Origin of the sequence: Paenibacillus amylolyticus (genome assembly GCF_047302515.1) — a bacterium.
Lineage (GTDB): Bacteria > Bacillota > Bacilli > Paenibacillales > Paenibacillaceae > Paenibacillus > Paenibacillus amylolyticus_G.
In genome coordinates this window covers 4445833-4471487 of sequence record NZ_CP168019.1, presented here as the reverse complement: position 1 = coordinate 4471487, position 25655 = coordinate 4445833, and the positions used below count along the sequence as shown (strand labels likewise).

Annotated in this window: 22 protein-coding genes; 19 read left to right on the top strand and 3 right to left on the bottom strand. The window is 45.2% G+C overall.

Annotated features, from left to right (window positions below):
- Positions 1–309: 309 nt before the first annotated feature.
- The gene (locus tag ACDJ59_RS19585; protein WP_413405065.1) at positions 310–1287 is read left to right on the top strand and encodes a TRM11 family SAM-dependent methyltransferase; all 978 of its coding nucleotides are present in this window, start codon (positions 310–312) and stop codon (positions 1285–1287) included.
- Between the two features lie 183 nt (positions 1288–1470).
- On the opposite strand, the gene ACDJ59_RS19580 is transcribed toward ACDJ59_RS19585, so the two are convergent.
- Positions 1471–2427: a D-2-hydroxyacid dehydrogenase gene (locus ACDJ59_RS19580; protein WP_413405063.1), complete on the bottom strand. Its 957-nt coding sequence runs from the start codon at positions 2425–2427 to the stop codon at positions 1471–1473.
- Positions 2428–2634: 207 nt separating this feature from the next.
- Here ACDJ59_RS19580 and thpR point away from each other — a divergent pair, with 207 nt between their 5' ends.
- Together thpR and ACDJ59_RS19570 are read left to right on the top strand one after the other, a co-directional pair.
- Positions 2635–3237 (top strand): RNA 2',3'-cyclic phosphodiesterase, encoded by a 603-nt coding sequence (gene thpR / locus ACDJ59_RS19575; protein WP_413405061.1) that lies wholly within the window; start codon positions 2635–2637, stop codon positions 3235–3237.
- 130 nt (positions 3238–3367) lie between these two features.
- Entirely contained in the window at positions 3368–4225 is an 858-nt protein-coding gene (locus ACDJ59_RS19570) for a cell wall hydrolase (protein ID WP_036611353.1), read from the top strand.
- A 275-nt stretch (positions 4226–4500) separates the two neighbouring features.
- On the opposite strand, the gene ACDJ59_RS19565 is transcribed toward ACDJ59_RS19570, so the two are convergent.
- Positions 4501–5715 carry an MGDG synthase family glycosyltransferase gene (locus tag ACDJ59_RS19565; protein WP_413405059.1) on the bottom strand — a complete coding sequence of 405 codons (1215 nt, stop codon included), beginning with the start codon at positions 5713–5715 and terminating at the stop codon, positions 4501–4503.
- Between the two features lie 382 nt (positions 5716–6097).
- Here ACDJ59_RS19565 and ACDJ59_RS19560 point away from each other — a divergent pair, with 382 nt between their 5' ends.
- The 4 genes from ACDJ59_RS19560 (at position 6098) to ACDJ59_RS19545 (ending at position 14824) form a co-directional block, all read left to right on the top strand.
- On the top strand, positions 6098–6679 hold the full coding sequence (locus ACDJ59_RS19560) for a TetR/AcrR family transcriptional regulator (RefSeq protein WP_036611349.1): 582 nt from the start codon (positions 6098–6100) through the stop codon (positions 6677–6679).
- A gap of 206 nt (positions 6680–6885) precedes the next feature.
- On the top strand, positions 6886–9168 hold the full coding sequence (locus ACDJ59_RS19555) for a YhgE/Pip domain-containing protein (RefSeq protein WP_076327312.1): 2283 nt from the start codon (positions 6886–6888) through the stop codon (positions 9166–9168).
- A gap of 671 nt (positions 9169–9839) precedes the next feature.
- Entirely contained in the window at positions 9840–14438 is a 4599-nt protein-coding gene (gltB, locus tag ACDJ59_RS19550; protein WP_339182679.1) for a glutamate synthase large subunit, read from the top strand.
- 230 nt (positions 14439–14668) lie between these two features.
- Complete coding sequence (locus ACDJ59_RS19545) at positions 14669–14824, top strand: hypothetical protein (RefSeq protein WP_017690128.1); 156 nt, start codon at positions 14669–14671, stop codon at positions 14822–14824.
- A 97-nt stretch (positions 14825–14921) separates the two neighbouring features.
- Here the strand turns inward: ACDJ59_RS19545 and ACDJ59_RS19540 are convergent, their stop codons facing one another.
- The gene (locus ACDJ59_RS19540) at positions 14922–15290 is read right to left on the bottom strand and encodes a helix-turn-helix domain-containing protein (protein ID WP_047841965.1); all 369 of its coding nucleotides are present in this window, start codon (positions 15288–15290) and stop codon (positions 14922–14924) included.
- Between the two features lie 378 nt (positions 15291–15668).
- Between ACDJ59_RS19540 and ACDJ59_RS19535 the strand changes: the two genes are divergently transcribed.
- From ACDJ59_RS19535 to ACDJ59_RS19480, 12 genes are all read left to right on the top strand, one after another.
- Positions 15669–16073, top strand: a complete 405-nt coding sequence (locus tag ACDJ59_RS19535) for a hypothetical protein (RefSeq protein ID WP_413405056.1) — start codon at positions 15669–15671, stop codon at positions 16071–16073.
- 155 nt (positions 16074–16228) lie between these two features.
- Positions 16229–16987, top strand: coding sequence for a tyrosine-protein phosphatase (locus ACDJ59_RS19530; RefSeq protein WP_036611338.1), 759 nt, complete (start codon positions 16229–16231; stop codon positions 16985–16987).
- A 38-nt stretch (positions 16988–17025) separates the two neighbouring features.
- Positions 17026–17775: a YveK family protein gene (locus tag ACDJ59_RS19525; protein WP_413405054.1), complete on the top strand. Its 750-nt coding sequence runs from the start codon at positions 17026–17028 to the stop codon at positions 17773–17775.
- Positions 17756–18433, top strand: coding sequence for a CpsD/CapB family tyrosine-protein kinase (locus tag ACDJ59_RS19520; RefSeq protein WP_221819114.1), 678 nt, complete (start codon positions 17756–17758; stop codon positions 18431–18433). The genes ACDJ59_RS19525 and ACDJ59_RS19520 overlap by 20 nt, the downstream gene beginning before the upstream one ends.
- Positions 18434–18620: 187 nt before the next feature.
- Positions 18621–19523 carry a UTP--glucose-1-phosphate uridylyltransferase GalU gene (galU, locus tag ACDJ59_RS19515; protein ID WP_036611572.1) on the top strand — a complete coding sequence of 301 codons (903 nt, stop codon included), beginning with the start codon at positions 18621–18623 and terminating at the stop codon, positions 19521–19523.
- On the top strand, positions 19520–20218 hold the full coding sequence (locus ACDJ59_RS19510; RefSeq protein ID WP_413405052.1) for a sugar transferase: 699 nt from the start codon (positions 19520–19522) through the stop codon (positions 20216–20218). Before galU ends, ACDJ59_RS19510 begins: the two co-directional genes overlap by 4 nt.
- Positions 20219–20252: 34 nt before the next feature.
- Positions 20253–21599, top strand: coding sequence for an O-antigen ligase family protein (locus tag ACDJ59_RS19505; RefSeq protein WP_413405050.1), 1347 nt, complete (start codon positions 20253–20255; stop codon positions 21597–21599).
- Positions 21596–22054, top strand: a complete 459-nt coding sequence (gene pssD / locus ACDJ59_RS19500) for a PssD/Cps14F family polysaccharide biosynthesis glycosyltransferase (RefSeq protein ID WP_127551231.1) — start codon at positions 21596–21598, stop codon at positions 22052–22054. Before ACDJ59_RS19505 ends, pssD begins: the two co-directional genes overlap by 4 nt.
- Complete coding sequence (gene pssE / locus ACDJ59_RS19495) at positions 22051–22530, top strand: PssE/Cps14G family polysaccharide biosynthesis glycosyltransferase (RefSeq protein WP_413405048.1); 480 nt, start codon at positions 22051–22053, stop codon at positions 22528–22530. The genes pssD and pssE overlap by 4 nt, the downstream gene beginning before the upstream one ends.
- Before the next feature lie 34 nt (positions 22531–22564).
- Entirely contained in the window at positions 22565–23635 is a 1071-nt protein-coding gene (locus ACDJ59_RS19490; RefSeq protein WP_413405046.1) for a glycosyltransferase family 4 protein, read from the top strand.
- Positions 23636–23656: 21 nt separating this feature from the next.
- Positions 23657–24592 (top strand): glycosyltransferase family 2 protein, encoded by a 936-nt coding sequence (locus ACDJ59_RS19485; protein WP_074093914.1) that lies wholly within the window; start codon positions 23657–23659, stop codon positions 24590–24592.
- 15 nt (positions 24593–24607) lie between these two features.
- Positions 24608–25630 (top strand): glycosyltransferase, encoded by a 1023-nt coding sequence (locus tag ACDJ59_RS19480; RefSeq protein ID WP_413405044.1) that lies wholly within the window; start codon positions 24608–24610, stop codon positions 25628–25630.
- The last annotated feature ends 25 nt before the right edge of the window (positions 25631–25655 follow it).

Here is a 25655-nt window from a genome sequence, read left to right as displayed (position 1 = left end):
TCGGCGATTGGTGAGAAATCAGTATGATATATGAGCTGTTGGCCTATAACGTTTGCTGGCAAGAACGATTAGATTTCCAATGTTATAATCTCAGAATAAAGTAAGGTGTTCCCATTGTTGAGGAACGCCTTATTTTCTTTCTTTCCAAATAGATACGTGCAAGGCAAGGAAATGGATAGTTGTCTAGGAGCCTAACATTGTATACAATGACTACCTGAAGCAAACGTATGAGTCGTATTTGATATGTCTTCAATGAGCTTACTATTTATATAGAAGAAACATGATTAATGAAGGAAGGAGAGGGGAATTTTGCCTGATGAAACACTTAGTATGTACGCTACTTCTGGGAAACACCTCTACACCTTTGCTTGCCACGAGAACGAGCAAGAATTATGCATGCTGGAGCTGAATACGCTGCTTGAACCGAGTTCGGAGATCCGTATGGATATGGGGTCGTATGTGTGGTCTGAACGATGTATTCCACCTGGACGCAGTCCTTTTATCCATGGCAGACTGGACGTGATCGGCGAAGGGGGCAGCGTGACTAATCTGCTTCCTTTTGCCAGAGATATTCATCTGTTGCCAGATGAGACATTCAAGGTAGTTTGTCTGAAAGAAGGGGATCAAGCCCTTGATTATGCAGAGTCTCGTCAACTGGAAAAAGAAGTTGGTATGTGTATTAAAGGCAAGGCACAGATGAAACAACCTAAGGTGACTTTCGGCCTAATCCCAACAGGAGAAAAATGGATCTTGGGCCAGTGGACAGAAGCAGATCGATCATGGCAGATTCATCGGCAGAAGCCGCAAAATTACTCAACTGGATTTGGCATTACACTTGCGAGAGCGCTGGTTAATATTGCTGTTCCGAGAGTAGAAAACCATCGGTTGCTTGATCCATGCTGTGGTATGGGAACGGTTGTCATTGAGGCTTTATCCATGGGAATTGATGTAAAAGGTAACGATCTCAATCCGCTGGCTGTCCGAGGTGCGCGAATCAATCTGCCGCATTATGGATATGATTCAGGTCGAATCACACTGGGTGATATGAATGAACTGCAAGATTTGTATGATGCGGCAATTCTGGACATGCCCTATAATCTCTGCTCTGTACTTCCGGATGCTGAGCAACGAGCCATGCTGGAGAGTTTGCGCAGATTGGCAAAACGGGCAGTGATTGTTTCCACAGAGTGGGTAGAAGAGCACTTGTTGGAAGCGGGATGGACTGTAAAAGAGTACCGAACAGTACACAAAGGCACGTTTATACGTCATATTTGGCTGTGTATGTAAGCGTAAAAAACAAAAAAAAATCTACCTCTAGGGAAATTTCCAGAGGTAGATTTTTTTATTGCTTACATATCAATTGAACTAGCCATGTACACAAGAACGTAGAGGAGGACAGAAATATTTCTTTAGTTCTATTGATATCGTTGATCTGATTTGCACAATATTGCATGGGAACGGGTGTTTGTGTTAATATTTATGACTATAATCCACAAGGTTCAACGGCAGAGTATCGCCAGCGACGTAAGCTTCCAGATTTTTGACGAAAATATCGACTGCTCGATCCGCGTATTGCTCTGTACTTCCTGCGATATGGGGCGTAATTAACACGTTCTCCATGCCCCATAGCGGGTGGTCTGCCGGAAGAGGTTCTTCTTCAAACACGTCCAGTGCAGCGAAGGCAACTTTGCCGTTTTGGAGTGCATTCATCAACGCTTCCGTTTTCACACTGGGGCCACGGCCCACATTGACGAAGCAGGCACCGGATCGGAACTGCTCAAATGCAGTTTGATCATATATATGTTTGGTTTCATCAGTTAGCGGTAAAATGTTAATTACATAATCGCCCTGGCTCAAGGCTTCATGTAAACCGGTCATGTCGTACATTTGGTCCACATTGGGGACATCCTTACCTGAACGGCGAACTCCGATTGTGCGCATGCCGAGTGCTTTGAGAATACGGGCTGTTTCCGTACCGATCTCACCTACACCAACGATGACCGCTGTTTTGCCATGCAGTTCCGGCAGTGGTTTGGCAGGAGCTTTCCATTCGGCCTGCTGCTGATGCAGCATAGCTTGTCTCAGCCAGCGACTGTGGGATAACATCATGCCCAGAATAATTTCAGTGATTGGAATTGCGTGAACTCCATTTGCACTGGTGACCTGAACGTTTTCTTGTTGCAAATCTGCGAAGGGGAGATTGTCCACACCAGCAGACCAGACCTGAACCCACTTCAACAGGCTGTCCTGTTTCAATGCATGTTCTGTGACGAGTGGGGACCAGCCGAGAATAATCTCAGCTTCTTTCAACTCAGCGGGGTCCAATTCCTTGGCTTTTCCGAATTTCAGGGTGTATTCTGGTGCAGCATTCTGAATGCGTTGTTGCTGTTCTTCGGATAGAGATGGAAAACATACAATTTTACCCATAATGTGTGGTCCTCCTGAGATAAATAGTTTGATGAGTTTGATAATTAAAGTGTATCAGATTTGGTGTTGGATGTGCATTAAGGTGGGAAATGCAGGAATCTAGCCTTATTTGCAAATGGTTATATTTGTGTCACTCTATACTTACCCAACTTGAAACGATATGTATAGTTATGAAATAATAGAGCGAACTTTAGAGAGGTGTATGCAATGAATAACCAATCACATCAGGATCATTCATCCCGACGGGAAAGATTGTTTGTAGCAATTCGTCTTCCTGTTGCTGTTCAGCAGTCTCTTCAGATGGATGCGAGGCTTGTACAGAACAAGCTAGATTTTCGTAAATGGACAGATCATAGAGATTATCATATAACCTTGCAATTTTTGGGGGATACATTAGTTAGTGACATCGGGCACCTGCGAAAAGCATTGCGCTCAGCAGCAAGCGGATTTCAGCCGTTTGAACTTCAGCTTTCCGACTGGGGCACATTTGGACTTGAAGAAGCACCTAAGGTACTTTGGAAAGGTGTTAGCGGAGAGATAGAGCGCTTGTTTTCATTGCAAAAACAAATCGTGCAGGCGACTTCGCCCCTTGGGTATGAAGCTGAATTAAGACCTTATGCTCCCCACATTACCATTGCCAGAAAATATCTGGGACAGCTTCCAGGTAATGAAAATAAAGGGATATCTGGAGTGCTTCCGGAACATTCCACAGGTGTTAATTCATGGACGGTGGAGGATATTGTACTTTATGTGACAAGGCTGGGACAATCGCCAATGTATGAGGTCGTTGACACGTTCACTTTTTCCTGATAATCATTTTTATGCCATAAAATCACATTGACATAACGTTTATCCCTATGTAATATTAGCCATCGTTATTCAAATTCTTTTTTTTGGGTTACTTAGTTAAGGGAATTGTTTCGACAGGAGGAATCTTCGAATGAACATTATAAGCAAAAATCGTTGGGTAGCACCGATGTTATCAGTGCTGCTTGTATGTATAGTGGGGGTAAATGTCGTTCAGGCGACGGGGAAGTGGAATGAAGCTAGTGATAGTAAACAGATGACCGAACTTACGGCTTCTGTGCAAAATAACCAAACATCTACGCAAGAAGAGAGGCGCATGATGGAAGATGGGACAAGTCTGTCCTCTAATCTGTCTGCCCAAACCGTAGCGTGGACTGAATCTCTGCCAGCAAAGAACTGGCTTACGACTGCTCAAGAAGAGCAGGAACTGCAAGAAGCCAAGGCCAAGAACAAAGCTAGAGCGGTAGCTGCGGCCAAAGCCAAAAAAGAAGCTGCACTGAAATTGGCCAAAGTGAAACGTGCCAAAGAAGTCGCTGCTGTAACAACTCCCCCCCAAAAACTATACTTTACACGGACCAAACTTCTGAACCAGGAAGACTCGAAACTTGCAACCTGGTCATACAGTGTGTCCGATAAAGAACTGCATCTGCTGCAAAAAATTGTCATGGCAGAAGCGGAAGGTGAACCGTACGAAGGCAAAGTGGCAGTAGCCAATGTTGTCTTAAACCGGCTGCGGTCAGCCAATTTTCCCGATACCATTTACAAGGTCATCTATCAGAAATCCCAGTTTAGTCCTGTAGCGAACGGACGTATGAAACGTGTGGTTCCCAACGAGGACAGCATCAAAGCAGTGAATGCTGCGTTGAACGGGAAGAAGGAAGTTGCCGATGATACGTATTATTTCTTATCATTGACGCTTGCCGACGATCTGACAGTTGCTCGCTCGCAGAAAAAAGTAAAAACGATCGGTCATCATACTTTTTACAAGTAATCGACCCGTAAATTCTGCAAACAGGCAGGGTAGTTAACTGTGTGTGCATCACACGGCCCTTGAAAAAGCCTAAATAGTAGTTTTATTTCGTTATTTAAAAATATCGTTATACTCTAAATTACCCTTTTTTCTGCCAAATCATACGGTGGAATGAGTGAAAATAAAAGAAGGTTCCCTTCCAAAAATTCGGAAGGGAACCTTCTTTGTATATCGTGAGCAATTGTCTTGTCCCCTATAACACCTCGTGAGAGCTGTTCTATAGGTCCATAGAGGCGTCAGAATGGTATTCTGGTACCTGACAAGGACGTGGCAGTAATTCCGGCTGTGAAGCGTTCCACGGAGGTTGTTGTGACTTCGGCTGTCGTCGGGAACAATAAGTTATGAACAGCTTGAGCACAGCACTTCGGATCATAGGCCGAATGGTTACCTGAAATATGCGCTACGTTCAGCGGGCTTTCAGTTTGAGTAGATGCCTGCTCCACTAGTTGTCTGAAACGATTGGTGATCACGTCGGCAGAGTGAATGACCTGGCCGTATCCGGCTTGTACAAAGTATTCACAGTTCTCTTCCTCTTGACCTGCAATCGGGGGAATAAATAACATCGGTAGACCCTTGGCCAGCGCTTCAGTGCATGTCATGCCACCTGGCTTCGTAATCAGCACATCGGATACATCCATCAGTTTGCTTACTTCCCGTGTATATCCCAGAATACGAATATTCGGATGCTGGAAGCAAGGCATTTCCTTCATTTTTGCGATCATTTTTTCATTGCTTCCTAGACAGAAGACTAATTGAACACGATCTGCCCAAGACGTGAGAGCTTTCATATGATCTTCATCAAACGAAAGTCCCCATCCGCCACCCATAAGTAGCGCTGTAGGCATGTTCTGAAGCCCCATCTCTTCCCGTAGCTTCACCTTATCTCCAGCTTCCCAGAAGTCTGGATGCACAGGGATTCCCGTGATCTGAATATGGGAGGGATCGACACCCCGGATCTCAAGCAATGCTTTGACCTGAGGGGTAGAGACCAGATATTTGTTCACTTCCGGATTAATCCATGTTCCGTGCACATCATAATCCGTCACAACGGTATAGAGTGGGATATTCAGACCCTGGCGTTTAAGCCGGGAGATGACAGCATTCGGAAAAGGATGGGTACAGATCACCGCATCGGGTTTCAGTTGAGAGACGACCTGTGCCGTCTGTGTATAGAAAATTCGGTGCAACGCCAGCTTGGTAAAACCATTTAATGATTTATTGTACTGTGTGCGGTACAACAGGCTGACCAGTTTGGGTTGAACCGATAGTGTCTTTCGATATGCAGAGAAAATTAGTGGAGCTACCGTTGGGTTCAAAAATTTGCCTAGTTCAATGACACGACTGTGAACATGTGGACTGACTTTTTTGATGCCATGTGCCAGCGCATGAGCGGCCTGAGTGTGACCGGTACCGAAACCTTCCGATAATAAGAGCACTCTTGGTTTTCGCATGAGTTCACCTTTATTCATAAGTTTTAATTCAAAATGAAGATATTCATTGTTTATTCTAGCTATGGAATGCGTTACTACATGAATATACATTGAAGCGCAAAATCATGTTTCTTCTATGAATATTTACACTATATATCTTACAATGAGACAACCTAAACTTCATTATATATACGTATTATCTGAGTCATCTTACACTATAGACGACGACAGAAGGAGTTTCCACTGCATTTAGGTTAAAAAATATTAACACAATTTTTAAAATGTTAGGGTTGCAATCTGTTTTCTAAGGTGGTATTGTATATTTTGACCGAATGACCGAATCGTATTTCTGGTCATTTATGTAGAGCGATTGAACTATGAATTTGATTAAAGGAGGGATACGATGGCTCCGATTGACAGGAGACAGCAGGTTATTCATGCAGCAGCCCAGTCGTTTGCCATGTTTGGATACAAAGCAACGACGATGGATCAGGTCGCCAAGATTGCGAACGTTGGCAAAGGAACGATCTATACGTTTTTCACCAATAAGGAACAATTGTTTGATCAGATCCTGGTAGAAGTGATTCAGGAAATGAAGAACATCGCGCATCGTGAAGTACATCAGGAAAGTGCATTTTTCGATAATCTGTTTCGGGTACTGGATGCCTTGTTAGAGTTTCGTCGTGATCACGATCTGCTCGTTAAGTTATCTCAGGAGCTGAAGGACTTTGGAACGCTGCAGGCCAAGGAAGGTTTGGACAAGGTGGAGAAAGTAATCTCCGACTTTCTGGCTAAGGAGCTTGAGAAAGCGAAAGACAATGGAGAGATTCGAGATTGTGATCCGCAAGTCGTCGCATTTATGATGATTCGCCTGTATATTGCACTCACCTCAGACTGGAGCAAACAACATCAACCGCTGAGCAAAGAGGAAATTAAGACTTACTTTCGCCTTTTCTTAATGGAAGGAATTGCTGCTGTAACGTAATCCAAATTTAATCTACTATAATATAAGGATTTTCACGCGTATCAAGCAGGGAGGCTTGTCGGAAGACAGGTTGTTTTTTTGTCCTAAAGTGACCGTTTGAGGAAAGTGGTCACTTCGTGTTTCAGTATGTTTTCTGGAATGCGACATTGTATTTCATTATGGTTATTCCTGCTCATGGAGCAGAGAGATTAAGGGGAGAAAATGACATGAAATCTTTATCCGTGTTTTTCAAGGATGTGGGATCGGCCGTGAGAAACCCGAAGGTGTTGATCCCTGTTATTGCAATTATGTTTATACCGATCCTGTATAGTGGCATCTATCTGGCGGCCTATTGGGACCCGTATGGTCATGTGGATGAGATGCCGGTTGCCGTTGTCAATCTGGATAAGGGCGCTGAGCTGGAGGGCAAATCCCTCCATGTAGGTAGTGATCTGGTGGATGAGCTGAAGAAAAATGCCGATTTCAAATGGGATTTTGTCAGTGCGAGTCAAGCTAAAGAAGGCATGAGTAATGACAAATATTATATGCAAATTACGATTCCGGAGAACTTCTCATCCCAAGCAACAACATTGCTCGATGACAAGCCGGAGCCGGCTGATCTGATCTATGAACCGAATGGCAATTACAGTTTTGTCGGTGCACAGATCGGTAAGACCGCTATTAAGGACCTGAAAGCAAAAGTCTCAGCCAAAGTAACGGAATCCTATGCAGAGACATTGCTCGACAAGTTCTCCGAAGTATCGGATGGCTTGGCTGAAGCAGGCGATGGGGCGGGTGAACTGAATACCGGCGCAGGCAAACTGGATGATGGTGCTGTTAAGCTCAAGGATAACCTGGCGAAGCTTGCATCAGGAACGCTTGAACTTCAGGAAGGACTTTCTCCATTAAGTGATGGTGTTAACGCGCTGCACACAGGGGCAACCAAGCTTGAAAGTGGAACATCGAATCTTGTATCCGGTCTGCAACAGCTTCAGGCAGCCGCTTCGAGCCAGCTTCAGAGCGGAGCAGATCAGTTGAAGGATGGCAGCGCCAAGTTGGAAACGGGACTCCAGTCTTCACTGGATGGCACAAGTAAGTTGCAGGCTGGCCTGAAATCGTCAGAACAAGGCAGTGCGAAGCTGTCGGATGGTCTGCAAAGTGCCGTTCAGGGCAGCGGTACACTGGCAACAGGCCTGCAATCGGCTGTAGATGGCAGTTCCAAGGTTGCTGATGGTGCACAGGGTGTAGCCGCCGGATTGAAACAGCTTGCTGCATCAAACCCGGAACTGGCCGAAAATGCGGATGTACAGAAGCTGCTTGCGGCAAGTGAGGCTGTCGCTGACGGCAGTGCACAACTGCATGAGAGCGAGCAGAAGCTGGCACAAGGTGCAGATCAGCTGCATCAGGGTAACCAGCAATTGGCTGCGGGTGCAGCCGAGCTTCATGGAGGTCAGGAGCAACTTCTTGCTGGTGCGAACCAGCTGGTGGATGGTCAGAAGCAATTGCTGGCTGGTGCCGGACAGCTTAGTCAAGGAGGAGCGAAACTCTCCGATGGTCTGAAGCAGTTCAGCGGCAAACTGGGTGATGCTGCAAGTGGCGGTACATTGCTTGCTGATGGTGCCAAGCAGCTGGGCTCCGGGACAACAGCTTTGCAAACGGGTGTAGGTAAACTCAGTGGTGGGGTTAGTTCACTAACCGATGGTTCCAAGCAATTGGGTGATGGCGCGGGCAAACTGGCTGACGGCCTTACTGAGCTAAAAGATGGCTCGAGTGAACTGGAAACCAAGCTGAATGATGCCGCACAGAAAACATCCGAAGTTAAGAAAACGGATGATGTAGTGAACATGTTCGCTGAACCGGTAAACTCCTCGGAGAATACAGCAGAGAACGTGAGCAATTATGGTACAGGATTGACACCGTTCTTCCTGTCGATCGGTCTGTTTGTGGGATCGTTGATTTCCACGATTGTATTGAAAATGCGGGAAACGTCCGTACCTGGTGCAACAGGCTGGAATCGTTTTGTCAGCCGGACACTGGTATTTGGGTCTGTGAGTATTTTCCAATCGGTTATTGTGGCAAGCTTCATGTTATATGGTCTTGGACTGGAGACGCACAGCGTAGGGCTGTTCTACCTGTTTACCATTATTACGGGCCTGACCTTCATGTTGATCGTTCAGGCACTTGTAACCTGGCTGGATCTGCCTGGACGTTATGTTGTCATTCTGCTTCTGGTCTTCCAGCTTGCGGCTAGTGCAGGAACCTTCCCGGTAGAACTGATTCCATCATGGCTTCAGGCATTTAGCCCTTGGTTGCCAATGACACACAGCATTATGGGCTTCAAAGCCGTTGTATCGAGTGGTAATCTGGATGTGATGTGGCATCAAGCAGGTATTCTTAGCATCTATGCAGGTGTATCCATTCTGCTGACGCTTGCTTACTTCCTCTGGAATGGCAGACGTCCGAAAAAAGAAGTCGAACAGGCTGATTCTGGTCAAGTTGTGACGGCATAAGTCGAACCTGATCTTCAGCAGGGTCTATTTTTGAAAAAAAACTTTATTTTCTTGTAGTGAAATTATGCAATATAGTAGTCAAATAGTGCAAATAGCCTGTGACCCCAAAAAGGGGTTGCAGGCTATTTTGTATACAAATGCATAGAGAAGTAAAGTTTCGCTGGCTTAAGCAGTGAAAATTTGGTGGAATTATGGATAAACGTAGGCGGCACATGGAACGATTTTCTTCTGTCAGCAATTTAATTCAGTTGTACTCTGGCTTAAAAAGTGTATAATTATTCGAAAAAGAGATGAATTTAAACGTCACTACTGTAAAGCTGTACTGCAAAACATTTCTTATCAGAGGTATTAAAAAGTTTAAATTGCGCTGATGTTAGGTCGGTGTTAAAATAATAGAACTATATCAAAAAAACGTCGCTCCATTTCAGTAGCCGTGCCAGCGGCTGCGTGTTGATTTATACAGGCTGTTTGCCGGATCGTCCGGATCAGCTCATCTCATTTAATGGCTTCTGCCCAATAGCAGGCATTATTTTTGACAGTCTCATGCTGTCACCTCTTCTATCTAGCAGGCTCTATCGCAAGCGAAAGGCCAGCTCCTCCCGTTTCATTGTTGCCTGTTGCCTATGTTCTTGATCTTTCCGAAATACTTCATTATAGAAAGGTTGCGTTCCATGAGACACATCGGATTACCTCCAAAACAGGGTCTGTATGACCCGCAGTTCGAAAAAGACGCATGCGGAATGGGTTTTGTTGCCAACATCAAAGGAGTACCTTCACACGATATCGTTAGTCAGGCACTGACCATGCTCAGTAACATGGAGCACCGTGGAGGACAGGGAAGTGAGCCGAATTCCGGTGACGGAGCAGGTATCCTGATTCAGATTCCACATCGCTTTTTTGCAGAGGAAGCGAAACGCCTTGGTTTTGCATTGCCTGAACAGGGATTCTATGGCGTAGGGATGTTGTTCCTTTCTCAGGACCCTGCCATTCGCAGTGCGCATGAAGAGAGCCTTAAGAAGATTATTGAAGAAGAAGGTCAGACGTTCCTGGGTTTCCGGGATGTTCCTACTTTTGATGAAATGCTTGGCCGTTCTGCACTTGCAGCGAAACCTTATGTACGTCAGGTGTTTATTGGAAGATCCGCAGATGTGAAGGATGAGCTTGGATTTGAGCGTAAGCTGTATGTTATTCGCAGACGCGCTGAGCTGGCTATTCGTTATTCGGCAGATGAAGCAGAAGGTGGTTCGTTCTACCTTCCGAGCATGTCTTGTCGCAAAATTGTATATAAAGGCATGCTGACAACGGAACAAGTTGGCGGGTTCTATCTGGATCTGCAGGAAGAACTCGTGGAATCGGCCATTGGACTTGTGCATTCCCGTTTCAGTACCAACACCTTCCCAAGCTGGGAACGTGCCCACCCGTATCGCTTCATGATCCACAACGGTGAGATCAACACGATGCGTGGTAACGTGAACTGGATGCATGCTAGACAGTCCTTGTTCGAGAGCGAGTTGTTTGGTAACGACATCGCCAAAGTGAAACCGGTCATCAATCCCGACGGTTCGGATACAGCCATGTTTGATAACACACTGGAGTTCCTGTATCTGAGCGGCCGTTCTCTGCCACACGTGGCCATGATGATGGTTCCTGAACCTTGGAGCACGGATGAGGGCATGGACCCTGCCAAAAAGGCATTTTATGAGTATCACAGCACAATGATGGAGCCTTGGGATGGACCAGCAGCAATGGCCTTTACAGATGGTTTGCAAATTGGTGCAACACTTGACCGTAACGGTTTGCGTCCAGCTCGTTATTATGTAACCAAAGATGACCGTATTATCCTGTCCTCCGAAGTTGGGGTACTTGATATCGCGCCGGAAGAGATCCTGTACAAAGATCGTCTGCGTCCAGGTCGGATGTTGCTTGTGGATACACAAGAAGGCCGCATCATCGCGGATGAGGAAGTAAAAGCAATTATTGCAGCCGAGAATCCGTATCAGGATTGGCTTGATGAGCATTTGATGGATCTGAGCGAGTTGCCGGAAGCACCGGAACTTCCTGATCCAAAACATGATAACGTGACCCAGCTTCAGCTCGCTTATGGTTATACATTTGAAGAACTGCGTAAAATCCTGGAGCCGATGGCAACAACAGGTATGGAAGCTACGGGTTCAATGGGTTATGATGCACCGCTGGCTGTGCTGTCGGATCGTCCGCAGCGTCTGTACAACTACTTTAAACAGATGTTCGCCCAGGTAACCAACCCGCCAATCGATGCAATCCGTGAAGAGATTGTAACGTCTACGGCAACAACCATTGGTCCTGAGCGCAACTTGCTGAACCCTGAACCGGAGAGTTGTCGCCAGATCCGTCTGGATACACCGGTATTGTCCAATGAAGACTTTGCGAAGATTCGCCATGTGCGTCGCCCAGGCTTCCGTTCCATGACGATTCCAATCTTCTTCACCGCCGCGGAAGGAGCAGAAGGACTTCGCAAAGCGATGGATTTGCTCTTCGAAGCTGCAGATCGTGTCATCGACAAAGGTCATAACATTCTGATCCTGTCTGACCGCGGTGTGGACGCAGAGAATGCTGCCATTCCTGCATTGCTTGCTGTAGCAGGTCTGCATCACCATCTGATTCGCCAGGGAACCCGAACCAAAGTCAGCATTATGCTCGAATCGGCAGAACCGCGTGATATTCACCACTACGCGTTGCTGCTGGGTTACGGTGTAAGTGCGGTGAACCCTTATCTAGCCTTTGAAACGCTGGATGACATGATTCAGCAAGGGTTACTGCGTGGCATCTCGCATGAGAAAGCAGTGAAAAACTACATTAAAGCAGCTACCAAAGGCGTTACTAAAGTGTTGTCCAAAATGGGGATTTCTACGATTCAATCGTATCGTGGAGCTCAAATCTTCGAAGCGGTGGGTCTGAAATCGGACTTCGTTGACCGTTACTTTACCTGGACACCTTCCCGTATCGGTGGAATTGGATTGGAAGAAGTGGCAGCCGAAGCGTTGACACATCATAACCGTGCCTTTACGGAAAAAGACGGTAACGATAAAGTACTGGATTCCGGTGGGGATTATCAATGGCGTAACGACGGAGAAGAGCATCTGTTCAATCCGCAAACCATTCATACCCTGCAACATGCAGTACGCACTGGCGATTACAAGCTGTATAAAAAATATTCCAAACTTGTACAAGGTGAGAATGATCAACTGTTGACCATTCGCTCCATGCTGAAACTGAAACCAGTGGGAGCTTCCATTCCACTCGAAGAAGTTGAATCCGTAGAAGATATCATGCGTCGTTTCAAAACGGGCGCAATGTCCTTTGGTTCGATCAGTAAAGAGGCGCATGAAGATCTTGCCATTGCTATGAACCGTGTTGGAGGTAAATCCAATACCGGTGAAGGTGGAGAAGATCCGGCTCGCTTCATTAAAGATAGCAACGGGGATTCCCGTCGCAGTGCGATTAAACAGGTAGCATCCGGACGTTTTGGTGTTACATCCAACTATTTGGTTAATGCCGACGAGATTCAGATTAAAATGGCTCAGGGAGCTAAACCAGGTGAAGGCGGACAGCTGCCAGGACGCAAAGTGTATCCTTGGGTTGCTGAAGTTCGTGGATCTACACCGGGTGTAGGTCTGATCTCGCCACCACCGCATCACGATATCTACTCGATCGAGGATCTGGCAGAGTTGATCTATGACTTGAAAAATGCCAATCCGCGTGCTGAGATTAACGTGAAGCTTGTATCGGAAGTGGGCGTGGGTACCATCGCAGCTGGTGTAGCCAAAGGCCGTGCCGATATTATCCTCGTCAGCGGTTATGACGGTGGTACAGGTGCATCACCGCAAGGTTCGATTCGCCACGCAGGTATGCCTTGGGAACTAGGTCTTGCAGAGACACATCAAACGTTGATGCTGAACAATCTGCGTGACCGTGTTGTCCTCGAAACAGATGGCAAAATGCTTAACGGCCGTGACTTGGCGATTGCAGCCTTGCTTGGAGCAGAAGAGTATGGTTTCTCTACAGCACCGCTCGTTGCACTTGGCTGTATCATGATGCGTGTCTGTCAGATGGATACCTGTCCGGTTGGTGTAGCGACACAGAATCCGGAATTGCGTAAAAATTATATGGGTGATCCAGCTCATGTGGTTAACTTCATGCGATTTGTTGCTGAAGATGTGCGTGAGATCATGGCTGATCTTGGTTTCCGTACTATTCAGGAGATGGTCGGACGTACAGATTGCCTCGAAACGGTAGAAGCCGTAGATCACTGGAAGAAAAAAGGTGTGGATCTGTCTGTATTGCTGCACGTGCCTGAAATGCCGGAAGGCTCTGCACGTTACCGCACACAGCATCAGAATCACCAATTGGAAGAAACGCTGGATATGCAACAATTGCTGCCACTGGCACAGTCTGCTATTGAATCCGGTCAACCGGTTGAAGCGGTGCTTCCAATTACAAACGTTAACCGTGCAGTAGGTACCATTTTGGGTAGTGAGATCACACGCAAATATGGACTCGCAGGATTGCCTGAAGATACGGTTAAATTCAAATTTGTCGGCTCTGCCGGACAAAGCTTTGGGGCCTTTGTACCTAAAGGTATGACCTTGACCGTTGAAGGGGATTCCAATGACTACGTAGGTAAAGGATTGTCCGGAGGTAAACTGATCGTGATGCCTTCTCCGAAAGCAACGTTTGAGGCGGAAGATAACATCATTATCGGTAACACGGCTCTCTACGGAGCAACAAGCGGCGAAGCGTATATCCGTGGTATTGCGGGTGAGCGATTTGCTGTACGTAACTCGGGCGCCAAAGTAGTTGTTGAAGGTGTAGGCGACCATGGTTGTGAGTATATGACAGGTGGACGTGTCGTTGTATTGGGCGATACAGGTCGTAACTTTGCAGCAGGGATGTCCGGAGGTATTGCCTATGTGTATGATCCGGAAGGCACATTCCTGAAACGTTGTAATCTGGAAATGGTTCTTTTGGAGCGTATCGAAGATGTGGCCGAGAGTGCAGATCTGCGAGGCATGATTCAACGTCATGTTGCCAATACAGGAAGTGCTGTCGGTCAGCGTGTTCTGGATAACTGGCAAGATGCACTGAATCAGTTCGTTCGGGTTATTCCGAAGGACTTCAAACGTATGACAGAACAGATCGAACGGATTCAGGCAACAGGTTTGACTGGAGAAGCAGCGCTGCTTGCAGCGTTTGAAGCGAATATGCGTGAACTTGCACGTGCTGGAGGTTAATACCTTCCTTGTTCCAAGGTGTAAGTGCATGAACAGGTTGTATTAAGAATAATAGGAGCAATATGGTTGCCATTCCGGCACCATATTGCTCCTATTTGGCTTTCGACAAAATTAGAACCCCATCAAAAAACGTTATCGCCATGAGACGACAACATCGAGGAACTTTCTCAAGTATAATAAGGCTAGTTTTGGAGGGCAGGGAAAGTATAAAGATAAGTGAGGTTAGCGGAATGAATATGAAGCATCCAAACAGGGACGATCGTAGGCCGACAGGTAAACAAGTCGAAGCAACCCAGATGGACATCATGAAGGTTTTACTGCAATGCGGAATCGACCCGGAGCGTTGGAACCATTTCGTATCCTCCGTCAACAACAAGCGTCCTTGACACAATAGACAAGCATGGAATGAAAGGGAATTAAGACACAAAAAAAGCCCAGAAGCCAGAGAGGTTATCTCTCGGGAACTGGGTCCTCTTTTCGGGTTTAGTCCATGCTGCGTTCCATTCGGACAAATGCAATAAAACGACGTGCCTCTTCTTCTGTTAAAGACTTCCCATCAATCATCAGATCGAAGCGTTCCAACACTTCCTTATCCGACAACTCCAAGGTATCCACGAATTCACGTACGTCTTCATCCATCACGACATCACTTTGCTTTGTACGTCCTATAAGATAATCAATTGACACATCAAATATGTCAGCAAGTCTCGTTAACACTTCGAAATCCGGTTTACGTCGGTTCTTCTCGTAGTGGGAGAGAGCAGCTCTTGTAATATGAATGGAGCTCGCAAGTTCTTCTTGAGTAAGTCCCCGCTGTTCCCGTAATTCCGCAATGCGATTTCCGTAGCTCATAAGCTATTTCCCCCTGAACGACATCAAATATATATTGAAACAATCCTGAGCCAAGTGTTTGATCAGGGCAGCTTTCCTGCAAAAGAGTAACTCCTCATGTGTTTCCTTTAACCCATTTCCATTTGTAAATAGGTCTGTCTAAGGACATCTCAAATTGTCGTAAATCAAAAGAACCATGTCCAAATACCGCTTGACATGATACGTATTGTATCGTAAATTGGACGTATGGAGTTACAAAATGTATCATTTGGGATATTTTAAGTATCTCCTGGTTGCCTGGACCATATACCTGTGAGAAGGAAGTAGAGGCAGTCCATGTAGGCTAATCCATTCTAAAGGAATGAAACCATGTATTCAATAATTCAGGAATGGGCTGATATGAAATTAAATGTCCATATGTACATTCAGGAGTTTCATGGGAAAATGGTAGACCGCAAAAGACGCCCTGTTCTGTTACTTGGAATGGACACTCAAGCAATCACCTTCCTGAGCGACCTGAACTTGCCGATATCATCAGAAATGCTCATTGGTTTGGATGTTGAAGATCATCATGTATGTGTACGACTTCACGCAAGGTTGCAATGGAAACAGCCCTTCGGAGAGCTCACAATGTATCATTCAAACTTGCATATTCAGCACGAACAGGAACTATATATAACTGGACAGTTAAACACAATGCTTACTGAAGTTCAGTTTCCCGCGGTTTCCCGTTTTCAGTATGAAAAGGCAACAGAACAAAAGGCTCTGCAGGAACCCTATCATTACATTGATTTCACCATATAATTCCAAGTCGATTCTTAACATTTTCTGAACAAAACATGTACTTAACGCCATTTTACTATATTTCATAGCGTTATGCATTAGTTCTTTAACACCAAAAGCATTTGCGCAATGAATAAAGGGGCGAGGGGGCTCATACTATTTCAGGAAGTTTAGATATGGTTGAAATGCACTGCCACATATTATCCGGCCTGGATGATGGTCCTGTTCGAATGGAGCAGTCCGTTGCGATGGCTGAGAAGGCGGCAGCCTCAGGAATTACCTCCATTATTGCTACTCCGCATCACCTGAACGGGCAATACAACAATGAACCGATGGTGGTCAATCAGGCCGTGAACCTGCTCCATGCAGAACTTCGCAAACGTAACATTCGCCTGGAGATCCGTCCCGGACAGGAGATCAGGGTGCATGACAACCTGATTGGAGACTTATATGCAGGAAAGTGCTGCACACTCGCCGGAAGTCGTTACATGTTGCTGGAACTACCCTTTGGTCATATTCCCTCACAGTTCCCCAGGATACTGCATGAATTACGAATAGCGGGAATTACCCCTATTATTGCTCATCCGGAACGTAATCGTGTCATTTTGAAGAAGCCAAAGTTGTTGGCTGATTACTTGAGTCAAGGCGGACTATGTCAGCTCACTGCTCAATCTTTCACTGGGCTTTTCGGACGGAAAGTTCGGCAGTGGTGTTTTCATTTTTGCAAAGAAAACGGGTTTCATTTCATTTCATCAGATGCACATGATACGTGCAAAAGGACATTTGCCATAAGTGAAGGAGAGCGGGCCATCGAGCGTCGTTTTGGAGCTGAAGCCGTTAAGAGGCTGGCAGAGAATGCGTCGCACATTCTATCGAATTCGTGTCTGGTCACAGAACGCTGGAAACCTCGCAAATGGCTACTGTCCATCTGGTAGTTACATAGGATAGATCACAACGTATAGGAGGAATGAAAGTGGAACTGAAAGGATATTTTCGACTCTTACAAAAGAAACTTTGGTTGATTGTTGCAATTGCTCTGGTAGCGGGTGTGGGTGCAGGGGTCAAAAGTATTTTCTTCACCCAACCGATCTATGAGGCAAGTTCCAAGCTTATCGTGAACCAGACCTCTAACGTTCAAGGCCAGGCGATGATGGACTTCAGCATGATTCAAACCAATATCAAACTCATTAACTCATACAGAGAAATTATTAAATCTTCCGCCATTATGGATAAAGTCGCTACCACGTATCCAGACCTAGGCTTAACCTCTGCTCAGCTCATGAATAGCACCTCGGTCTCTACAGCCAGCGAATCCCAAGTGATGAGCATAACTGTACAAGGGACTACCTACGAAAAAGCCGCAAAAACGGTCAATGCCATCTCCAACGTGTTCCAATCTCAAATCCCCCTAATCATGAAAATCGATAATGTGGCTATCCTCAGTGAAGCAAAAGTGGATAGTAATGCATCTCCAATTAATATGAAAACCACATTAAGCATCATTGTCAGTCTATTCGCAGGTCTTGTGCTCGCGATTGCACTTGTATTCCTGATGGATTATCTGGATGACACATTCAAATCCGAAACTGAACTTGAAAAAGAGCTGGGCCTGCCTGTGCTTACAGTGATATCCAAAATGAAAAAAGATGATCTGAAAAATACGAAAAATTACGTATCTCAACAGAAAGTGGGGGATGGCAAATATGTCGCGGCAAACCAATGAAAATAACAGTCTGGTGACCTATTTCAACTCCAAATCTCAAATCTCGGAGGGATACCGTAAATTACGGACGAACATCCAGTTCTCCTCAATCGACAGTCATATCAAAAAAATCATGGTGGCTTCCGCTGAATCCGGCGAAGGCAAGACCACAACCATTAGCAACCTAGCGGTAACCTATGCCCAGGAAGGCAAGAAAGTTCTGCTGATCGATGCGGATCTGCGTAATCCTTCCTTGCACCAGGTGTTTTCTGTACCGAATCATATCGGTCTTAGTAGTGTGCTGTCTAATCAGTACAGTGTGGAAGACGTGCTTAGAGAGAGTTATATCGACAATCTCCAATTGTTCACTTCTGGCCCAATTCCGCCGAACCCTTCCGAGATGATTGGTTCCAACCGGATGAAAAGGCTGATTGAGAAGTTAGAGGATCAATATGATGTCATCATGTTTGATACACCGCCGGTGCTCGCAGTAACGGATGCACTCATTGTGAGTTCGCTGTGTGATGGTGTGCTGTTGGTCGTGAACTCGGGCAAGGTCAAGAAGGAACTGGTGAAGAAGACCAAGGCTGCTCTGGAGCATGTGAATGCACGAATCCTGGGCGCAATCCTGAACAATATCAAAAACGTTGCAGTTCCGGTGGGCTACGGAGAGAAGTAAACCTTCCATCTAATGCTCCCAAGTAAACAGGTAATGTCTACTGCACCTTTATCACTGTAGGCACTCGGTCATGCTGTGGGTTCAATGAACCTTAGACGTTAATCGTCGAAGGTATGACGTGAGGACGGGTTAGATGCCCTGGTTCAACTTTTATCAAACTAAAAAAAAAGAGGATAGGGTGGTATTTATGAAAAAAGTGAGAAAAGCAATCATTCCTGCAGCTGGACTAGGTACACGATTTTTGCCAGCCACAAAAGCGATGCCCAAAGAAATGCTCCCTATTGTGGACAAACCAACTATACAGTATATCGTTGAGGAAGCCATTGCCTCTGGAATCGAAGACATCATCATCGTAACGGGTAAAGGGAAGCGAGCAATTGAAGATCATTTTGACAACGCTTTTGAATTGGAACATAACTTGCTGGAAAAAGGGAAACTGGGTCTGCTTGAAGAGGTTCGCAAATCCTCTAACGTGGATATCCACTACATAAGACAAAAAGAGGCCAAAGGACTTGGTCATGCTGTCTGGTGTGCACGTAACTTTATCGGTGACGAACCTTTTGCCGTGTTGCTCGGAGATGACATCGTCGTATCGGAAGTTCCATGCACCAAACAATTGATTGATCAATATGATCAGGTTCAACATTCCATTGTTGGCGTACAAACCGTACTTGCTGAACAAACAGACAGATACGGCATTGTGGACCCGCTTCAATCGGATGGCCGTTTGACAGAGGTTCTCAGGTTCGTAGAGAAACCTGCCCAAGGCACAGCGCCTTCCAACCTGGCGATTATGGGGAGATACGTACTGAGTCCAGAGATTTTCGAACATCTGGAGCAACAAGAGATTGGTCAAGGGGGAGAGATTCAATTAACAGATGCGATTCAGCGCTTAAATGAGACACAAGGAGTGTATGCTTACGATTTCGAGGGAGTACGTTATGACGTGGGCGAGAAACTGGGATTCATTTTGACAACCATCGACTTCGCTCTGCAAAAACAGGAACTTAGAATTCCAATGCTGCAAGCTCTGCAACAGATTCTGGAAAAAGAGTCGGTAGAACATGTAGCCGGGGGGGAGTTTGAATGAGTCCATCTCCCCAAACGAAGGAAGCAGAGATCGTTATGGACCCAAGTCTGGGGTACAATGCATCAACGATGTCAGGACAAAATGCGGATAAAGTGTATCTATTTATGAAAAGAATGCTTGATTTGCTGGGTTCTTTCATAGGTTTGATCATTTTGTGCCCCTTGTTTGCGGTCATCGGAATACTCATCAAAATAGAGGCCCCGCAGGGGTCTGTTTTTTTTCGTCAGGTACGGGTAGGACAGAATGGAAAAGAGTTTCATATGTACAAATTCAGGTCGATGGTTGCGAATGCAGAAGATCTGCTGGAACAGCTGATTGATCAGAATGAAGTGAACGGAAATATGTTCAAAATGAAAAATGATCCCCGCATTACCCGCATTGGCAAGTTCATTCGGAAAACCAGTCTGGATGAGTTGCCTCAGTTGTGGAACGTGTTCAGAGGAGAGATGAGTCTCGTTGGACCCAGACCGGCTCTGCCCAGAGAAGTGAAGAACTACACTTCCTATGACAGACAACGCCTTCAGATGATTCCGGGATGTACGGGATTATGGCAAGTCAGCGGACGAAATAGTGTTGGTTTTGAGGAAATGGTGGAGCTGGATCTGACGTATGCCCGTGAGCGCAGCATGATGGTGGATATCAAAATTATCTTCAGAACGTTCAAGGTGCTGGTAGGTTCGAAGGATGCGTTTTGAAACACGATTCTGGCTTTGAGGTGGCATAGCAGATATGCAAAAAACAGACTATTTTGCTTCTTCTAGAGGGAATACGTTATATATCATTCTTTCCTCGTTAATCATTATCGGCATGGCAGTATACTTACCGATCATCTCAATCATGGCATTAGCATTGCTGATTCTGTTTGGGATATATATGAAACATCCAAGTTGGGTCTATATGATTGTGATCGGTACATTCTCGCTATCCATGGACAAAATCTTCAGAATGCAAATGATGGGTTTTGACGCATCTTCCTTTTACAAATTGCTGATCCTGTTTTTCATACTTCCTATTTTTTTGAGGTATGGATTGAAGAAACAATTCATTTATCCAGCTTTGGCTGTAGGGTATCTCTTTATTCAGAGTTATTTTTTATCTGTCATGCCAGGCAAGATGAGCCCACTTGATCCCTTTAAGGCTTTTTTGGGATTAGTTGTTCCCTTCCTGTTACTGATGGTGAATTTTCCGAAGGAAGTTAGCAAAAGGATCATCAGCGTCCTCGCCTGGCTTCCGGTGTTTAGTTTGATTGGTGGTCTCATTCTGCAGCAATTCGGCATGTTATCCCTCTCCAATCTGGAGGGTTCAGGCGTCAGTCGTTTACAGGGAGCTAATATTGCAGCACATTTGGGAATGCTTTGTTTTATTTCGATCTGTGTGTGTCTGATGGAGATTCGATACAAAAATCAGGTGATCCTGAATTATGCTCTTACGCTAACGCATTTTATTATTTTGATTCAAACGGGAACCCGCGGGCCCTTACTTGCGCTGATCCCTATCGTCTGTATGTATTTATTTGACCATGTAAGGAAATTTGTGAAGGGCAGAACGAGTGCTCTTCTTCCTGTTGTTTTATTTCTGGCAGCCGTCTCTGTGATGGTTGTTTTACAGTGGGATAATTATGAATTGAGGCAGGAGAGCAAGGGATTATCAGGTAGAGACTCCGCGTGGGCCTTCTTTATCAAAAAAGCGAACGAGTACCCCATTTTTGGTCAGGGACTGGGCTCCGCCTTGGTTGCTAATGATGGCAGTATCTTTTCAGGATTCACCGTTCCCCATAATGAATACATCCGCTTTTATTATGATGGGGGACTGGTGGGGGCTTTGCTGATTTTTGGAGCCTTATTATTTGTATACAAAAAGGTATATAACAAGTTAAATCGTCTCGTGAAACCTTATTTTGTCGGGATGATTGTTGGTTTCTCGATCTACTCTTTTGTCGATAATACGTTATCCACCATTCATTTAATTGCTCCTTTTTGTGTGTATCTTAATGCGTTATATCAGATCAGTGATGAGAAACGTGTTGTCCCTGATAATCCCCAGGAGTTTGTCCATCGAAAGGAGATCATGCAATGAAAGTTTGTCTAGTAAGTTCCACAGGAGGCCATCTGAATCAATTGTTAAACCTGATTCCTGCGGTGGAAGATCATGATTACTTTTTGGTAACGGAGAAAAGCGAAGCAAGCAGTAAATTGAATCTTTCCAATCGAACCTATTTCCTGTCTCAGCAGGAGCGAAAGAATATCCTGTTCCTGTTTATTGTGCTGAGGAATATCATAGCTTCGTTGTTCATTCTGCTGAAAGAACGCCCCAAAGTTCTGATTACCACTGGAGCCGGAGCTGTCTATCCCCTGTGCTTACTTGGGAAATTGATGGGAGCTAAGCTTGTTTTTGTGGAAAGTTACGCCAAAATATATTCGCCAACCCTGACAGGGAGGATGATATACAAATTTGCCGATGAATTTTATATTCAATGGGAGACGCTTCAAGAGGCTTATCCGAACGCGAAGTATAGGGGGGCTTTATTTTGATCTTTGTCGTGCTTGGAACACAGCGATTCCAGTTTAATCGACTACTGAAAGCCGTCGACAATCTCATCCACGAGGGGCAGATGCCTTCGGATGTTCTTGTGCAATCCGGTTACAGTGAATATAAGCCGCTGCATTATCAACAAAAGCCTTTTTTTAATCAGGAAGAGATGAATGAGCATATTGCGAAAAGTGAATTTGTCTTGTCACACGCGGGGGTAGGGGTCATTACCAGTGCACTGCAGATGAACAAAAAGGTAATCGTGATGCCAAGGCGGAAGGATCATGGGGAGCATGTGGATAATCATCAACTGGAGATCGCAAAAGTGTTTCAAGATAAAGGGTATATTTCGGTAGCTCAGAACGAAGATGAACTCCACGCATTAATAGCCAATATTGATAAACTCGACTTTCAACCCTATGTGAAAAGTAACTCGCAGTTGCTCTCCTCTATTAAGGGTTATATTAATTCTCTTTGATGGGATGAGTTCGTTACGATTCAAAAGGAGTGGAATGATGAAACCTAAGGTGCTGGTCATAGGTTCTTCTACGAAGGACATGGGCGGAATTGTAAGTGTCATTGTAAATATTGAAAATTCATTGATCGCCGAGCAGTACAATCTACAGCGAATTGAAACCTATATTACGGGTAGCGTGCTTGCACGACTAATCATCTTTATCAAAGGTTTTCTTCAATTTCTCGTGAAGCTTGTTACATTCAAACCGGACATGATTCATATTCATATGTCTTACAATGGGAGCTTCTATCGTAAAGCGTTGTTCATTCTCGTTGGCCGCAAAATATTCAGGGTGCCAGTCATTGTCCATATCCATGCTTCAAGCTTCGATGTGTTCTACAATCGGCATCCCTTGCAACAGAAGCTATGCAAGTATGTCTTGAATCAAGTGGATAAATTAATTGTACTGTCGTATACATGGAAGAGTTTTTTTTCCAAAATTGTGCCTGAATCCAAAATTGAAGTGCTCTATAATGGCGTATTCATTAAAGAACCTCCGATCAGAGAAGAACGTCAGGTTCCACGATGCTTGTTCATGGGCCGTCTTGGCAAGAGAAAAGGTGTGTATGATCTCCTGTTAGCTATTCAACTATTGAAGCAACGAGGGGTCGAAGCGGTCTTCACACTGGCTGGCGATGGGGAAGTTAATGAAGTTCGCGCGCTGGTTGAGCGTTACGGCATCACAGAATACGTTGAAGTGCCAGGGTGGATTAGAGGCGAGGAGAAGGAGCGGTTGCTCCATGATGCAGATATACTGGTTCTACCTTCCTATCACGAAGGGCTTCCAATGGCGATTCTGGAGGCCATGAATGAAGGCTTGCCAATTGTTTCGACTCGAGTGGGTGGCATACCAGAAGTGATTACAGATGAGCTGAATGGTTTTCTCGTTGAACCTGGGGATGTCACAGCTCTGGCCCATGTGCTGGAGAGACTTATTCTGGATAAGGAACTGAGAGTGCAAATGGGATTGAACAATAAAAAACTGGTCACATCCAAGTTCAACATGAACAGTCTCATTGAAAATTTATCGTCCATCTATGACAAGGTGCACATGAAAGTGTCCTAGTTTCAAGGGAAAGGTGGTTCTATGGAAGCATTGGTAAGCTGTATTATAACAACGCATAATCGCGCTGAATTGTTGAAAAAGGCCATGGCAAGTGTGCTGGAGCAGACCTATCCCTTTCTGGAAATTATTATTGTGGATGATGGCTCACAGGATCATACCGAAGAGGTATGCAGAGCATGGACCAAGGAAGACCACAGAATTCAATATATCCAGGTTCCTTATGCTCAAGGTGCCAATCATGCCCGAAATTTAGGAATACAACGTGCCAATGGAAAATATATTGCGTTCCTGGACGATGATGATCAGTGGCTGCCTGATAAAATTCAATCCCAGACCCGAGCCCTGGAAGAAAATAAAGGACTCTTCTGTTTTTGCAGTAAAGTCCTTGTCTATGTGGATCAGGATCACAAGGTGACTCGCAGGAAGGTGTCGGTTGAATCCCGTGATCTCGTATTCTACGCGGATTTGCTAACCTACAACTGGATCGGTGAAACCTCCAAAATTATGGTGCAGACCCAGCTGGCGCGCTCCGTCATGTTTGATGAACAATTAACCTCGGCCCAAGACTATGATTTCTATCTTCGTATTCTGCAAAGAGGACATCATGCAATCAATATCAGGGAACCTCTTGTGCATATCTATATCCATCAGGGCCCACGAATCTCGACCTCATCCAAGAAAAAGTTTCAGGGACAACGCAAAGTATTGATTAAGTATTACAAGGATATGAGCGAGGAACAAAAGAGGCGTCAACTGCATCATTATCGCATGATGGAGTGGTCCAAGAATCCGAAGCGAAATGTTCTTTTCCTCAAAAATACGTTGGCTCTTTATCCATGGTGGAAAAATTTCACGTTGTTTAAGCGCAATATCCGGACCATTTTGGTCGGTTACCGCTTGAGAAAACAGTTCCGAAGCGAAGCGTTGAGCAAAGAAGAGTATAAAGGAACAGCCTAAAGCAGAGGTGTAGTCATGCATGAACCTGTAGTGTACATGTTGCCCAAAATGATCAAGACGAACAAATTCAATGAATTATTATCGCAGTCCATCGAAGATCAGGGATGGGATGTGAAGCATTTTTCTAAAAAAGACTTAAAACATGTCCGTAAGAATGATGTACTTCATTTTCACTGGCCGAGTTTTTATTACAAGGGAAACAACGCGTTCTCGACATTCATCAAGTCCATATTATTCATTCTCATGATTATGTATGTGCGACTAAAGGGTGCGAAGTTGTTCTGGACGGTTCATAACATATGGCCGCATAACAGCGGCAGAACATGGCATGATTATTGGATGAGAAGGTTTCTGGTGCGGAATTGCACCAAACTGATTGTAATGGGCAAACCGCTCATTCGCAGCGTAAGTGAAACTTTTCATGTGCCTGAGAACAAGATTGAAGTCATCCCTCACGGGCATTATCAGGGGGTATATGGACGAACAGGGCAGAACATCAGAGACCTCTTTAACATCCCGGCAAATGACTATGTCTTTGCTTTTTTTGGTCAGGTTTCGCCTTATAAAGGGGTAGATGATCTAATCAAGGCGTTTAACCATCTGGATTGGAAGGATGCTCATCTGCTCATCGCTGGCAAGAAGTCAGCTGACTATGATCTGGAAGATTCAATACGCCATTCGGATCGCATTCACACGTATTTCAATTTTATTCAGGATGGGGAGTACTCGGATTATTTTGAAGCTATTGATTCGATGATTCTTCCGTATAAAAATATTGCGACATCAGGCAGTGCAATTCTGGCACTGTCTTTTGGTAAACCTGTCGTTGCCCCAAGAATTGGGCTCATGGAAGAGTACTTGCCTGAGAACTGCGCAGTATTATATGACCCTTCGGATCAGGAGGGGCTGGAAGAAGCGATGAAGAAGATCCGAGCCAAGGATGACGAGTTCAGGGAAGGCGATGGATTCCAATCTATGCTAGACAAGTTGGAATGGTCAGGGATCGCGAAGCGAACGATTTCGCTTTATACGATCTAAATCAATGAGGATGCGGGGACGATTG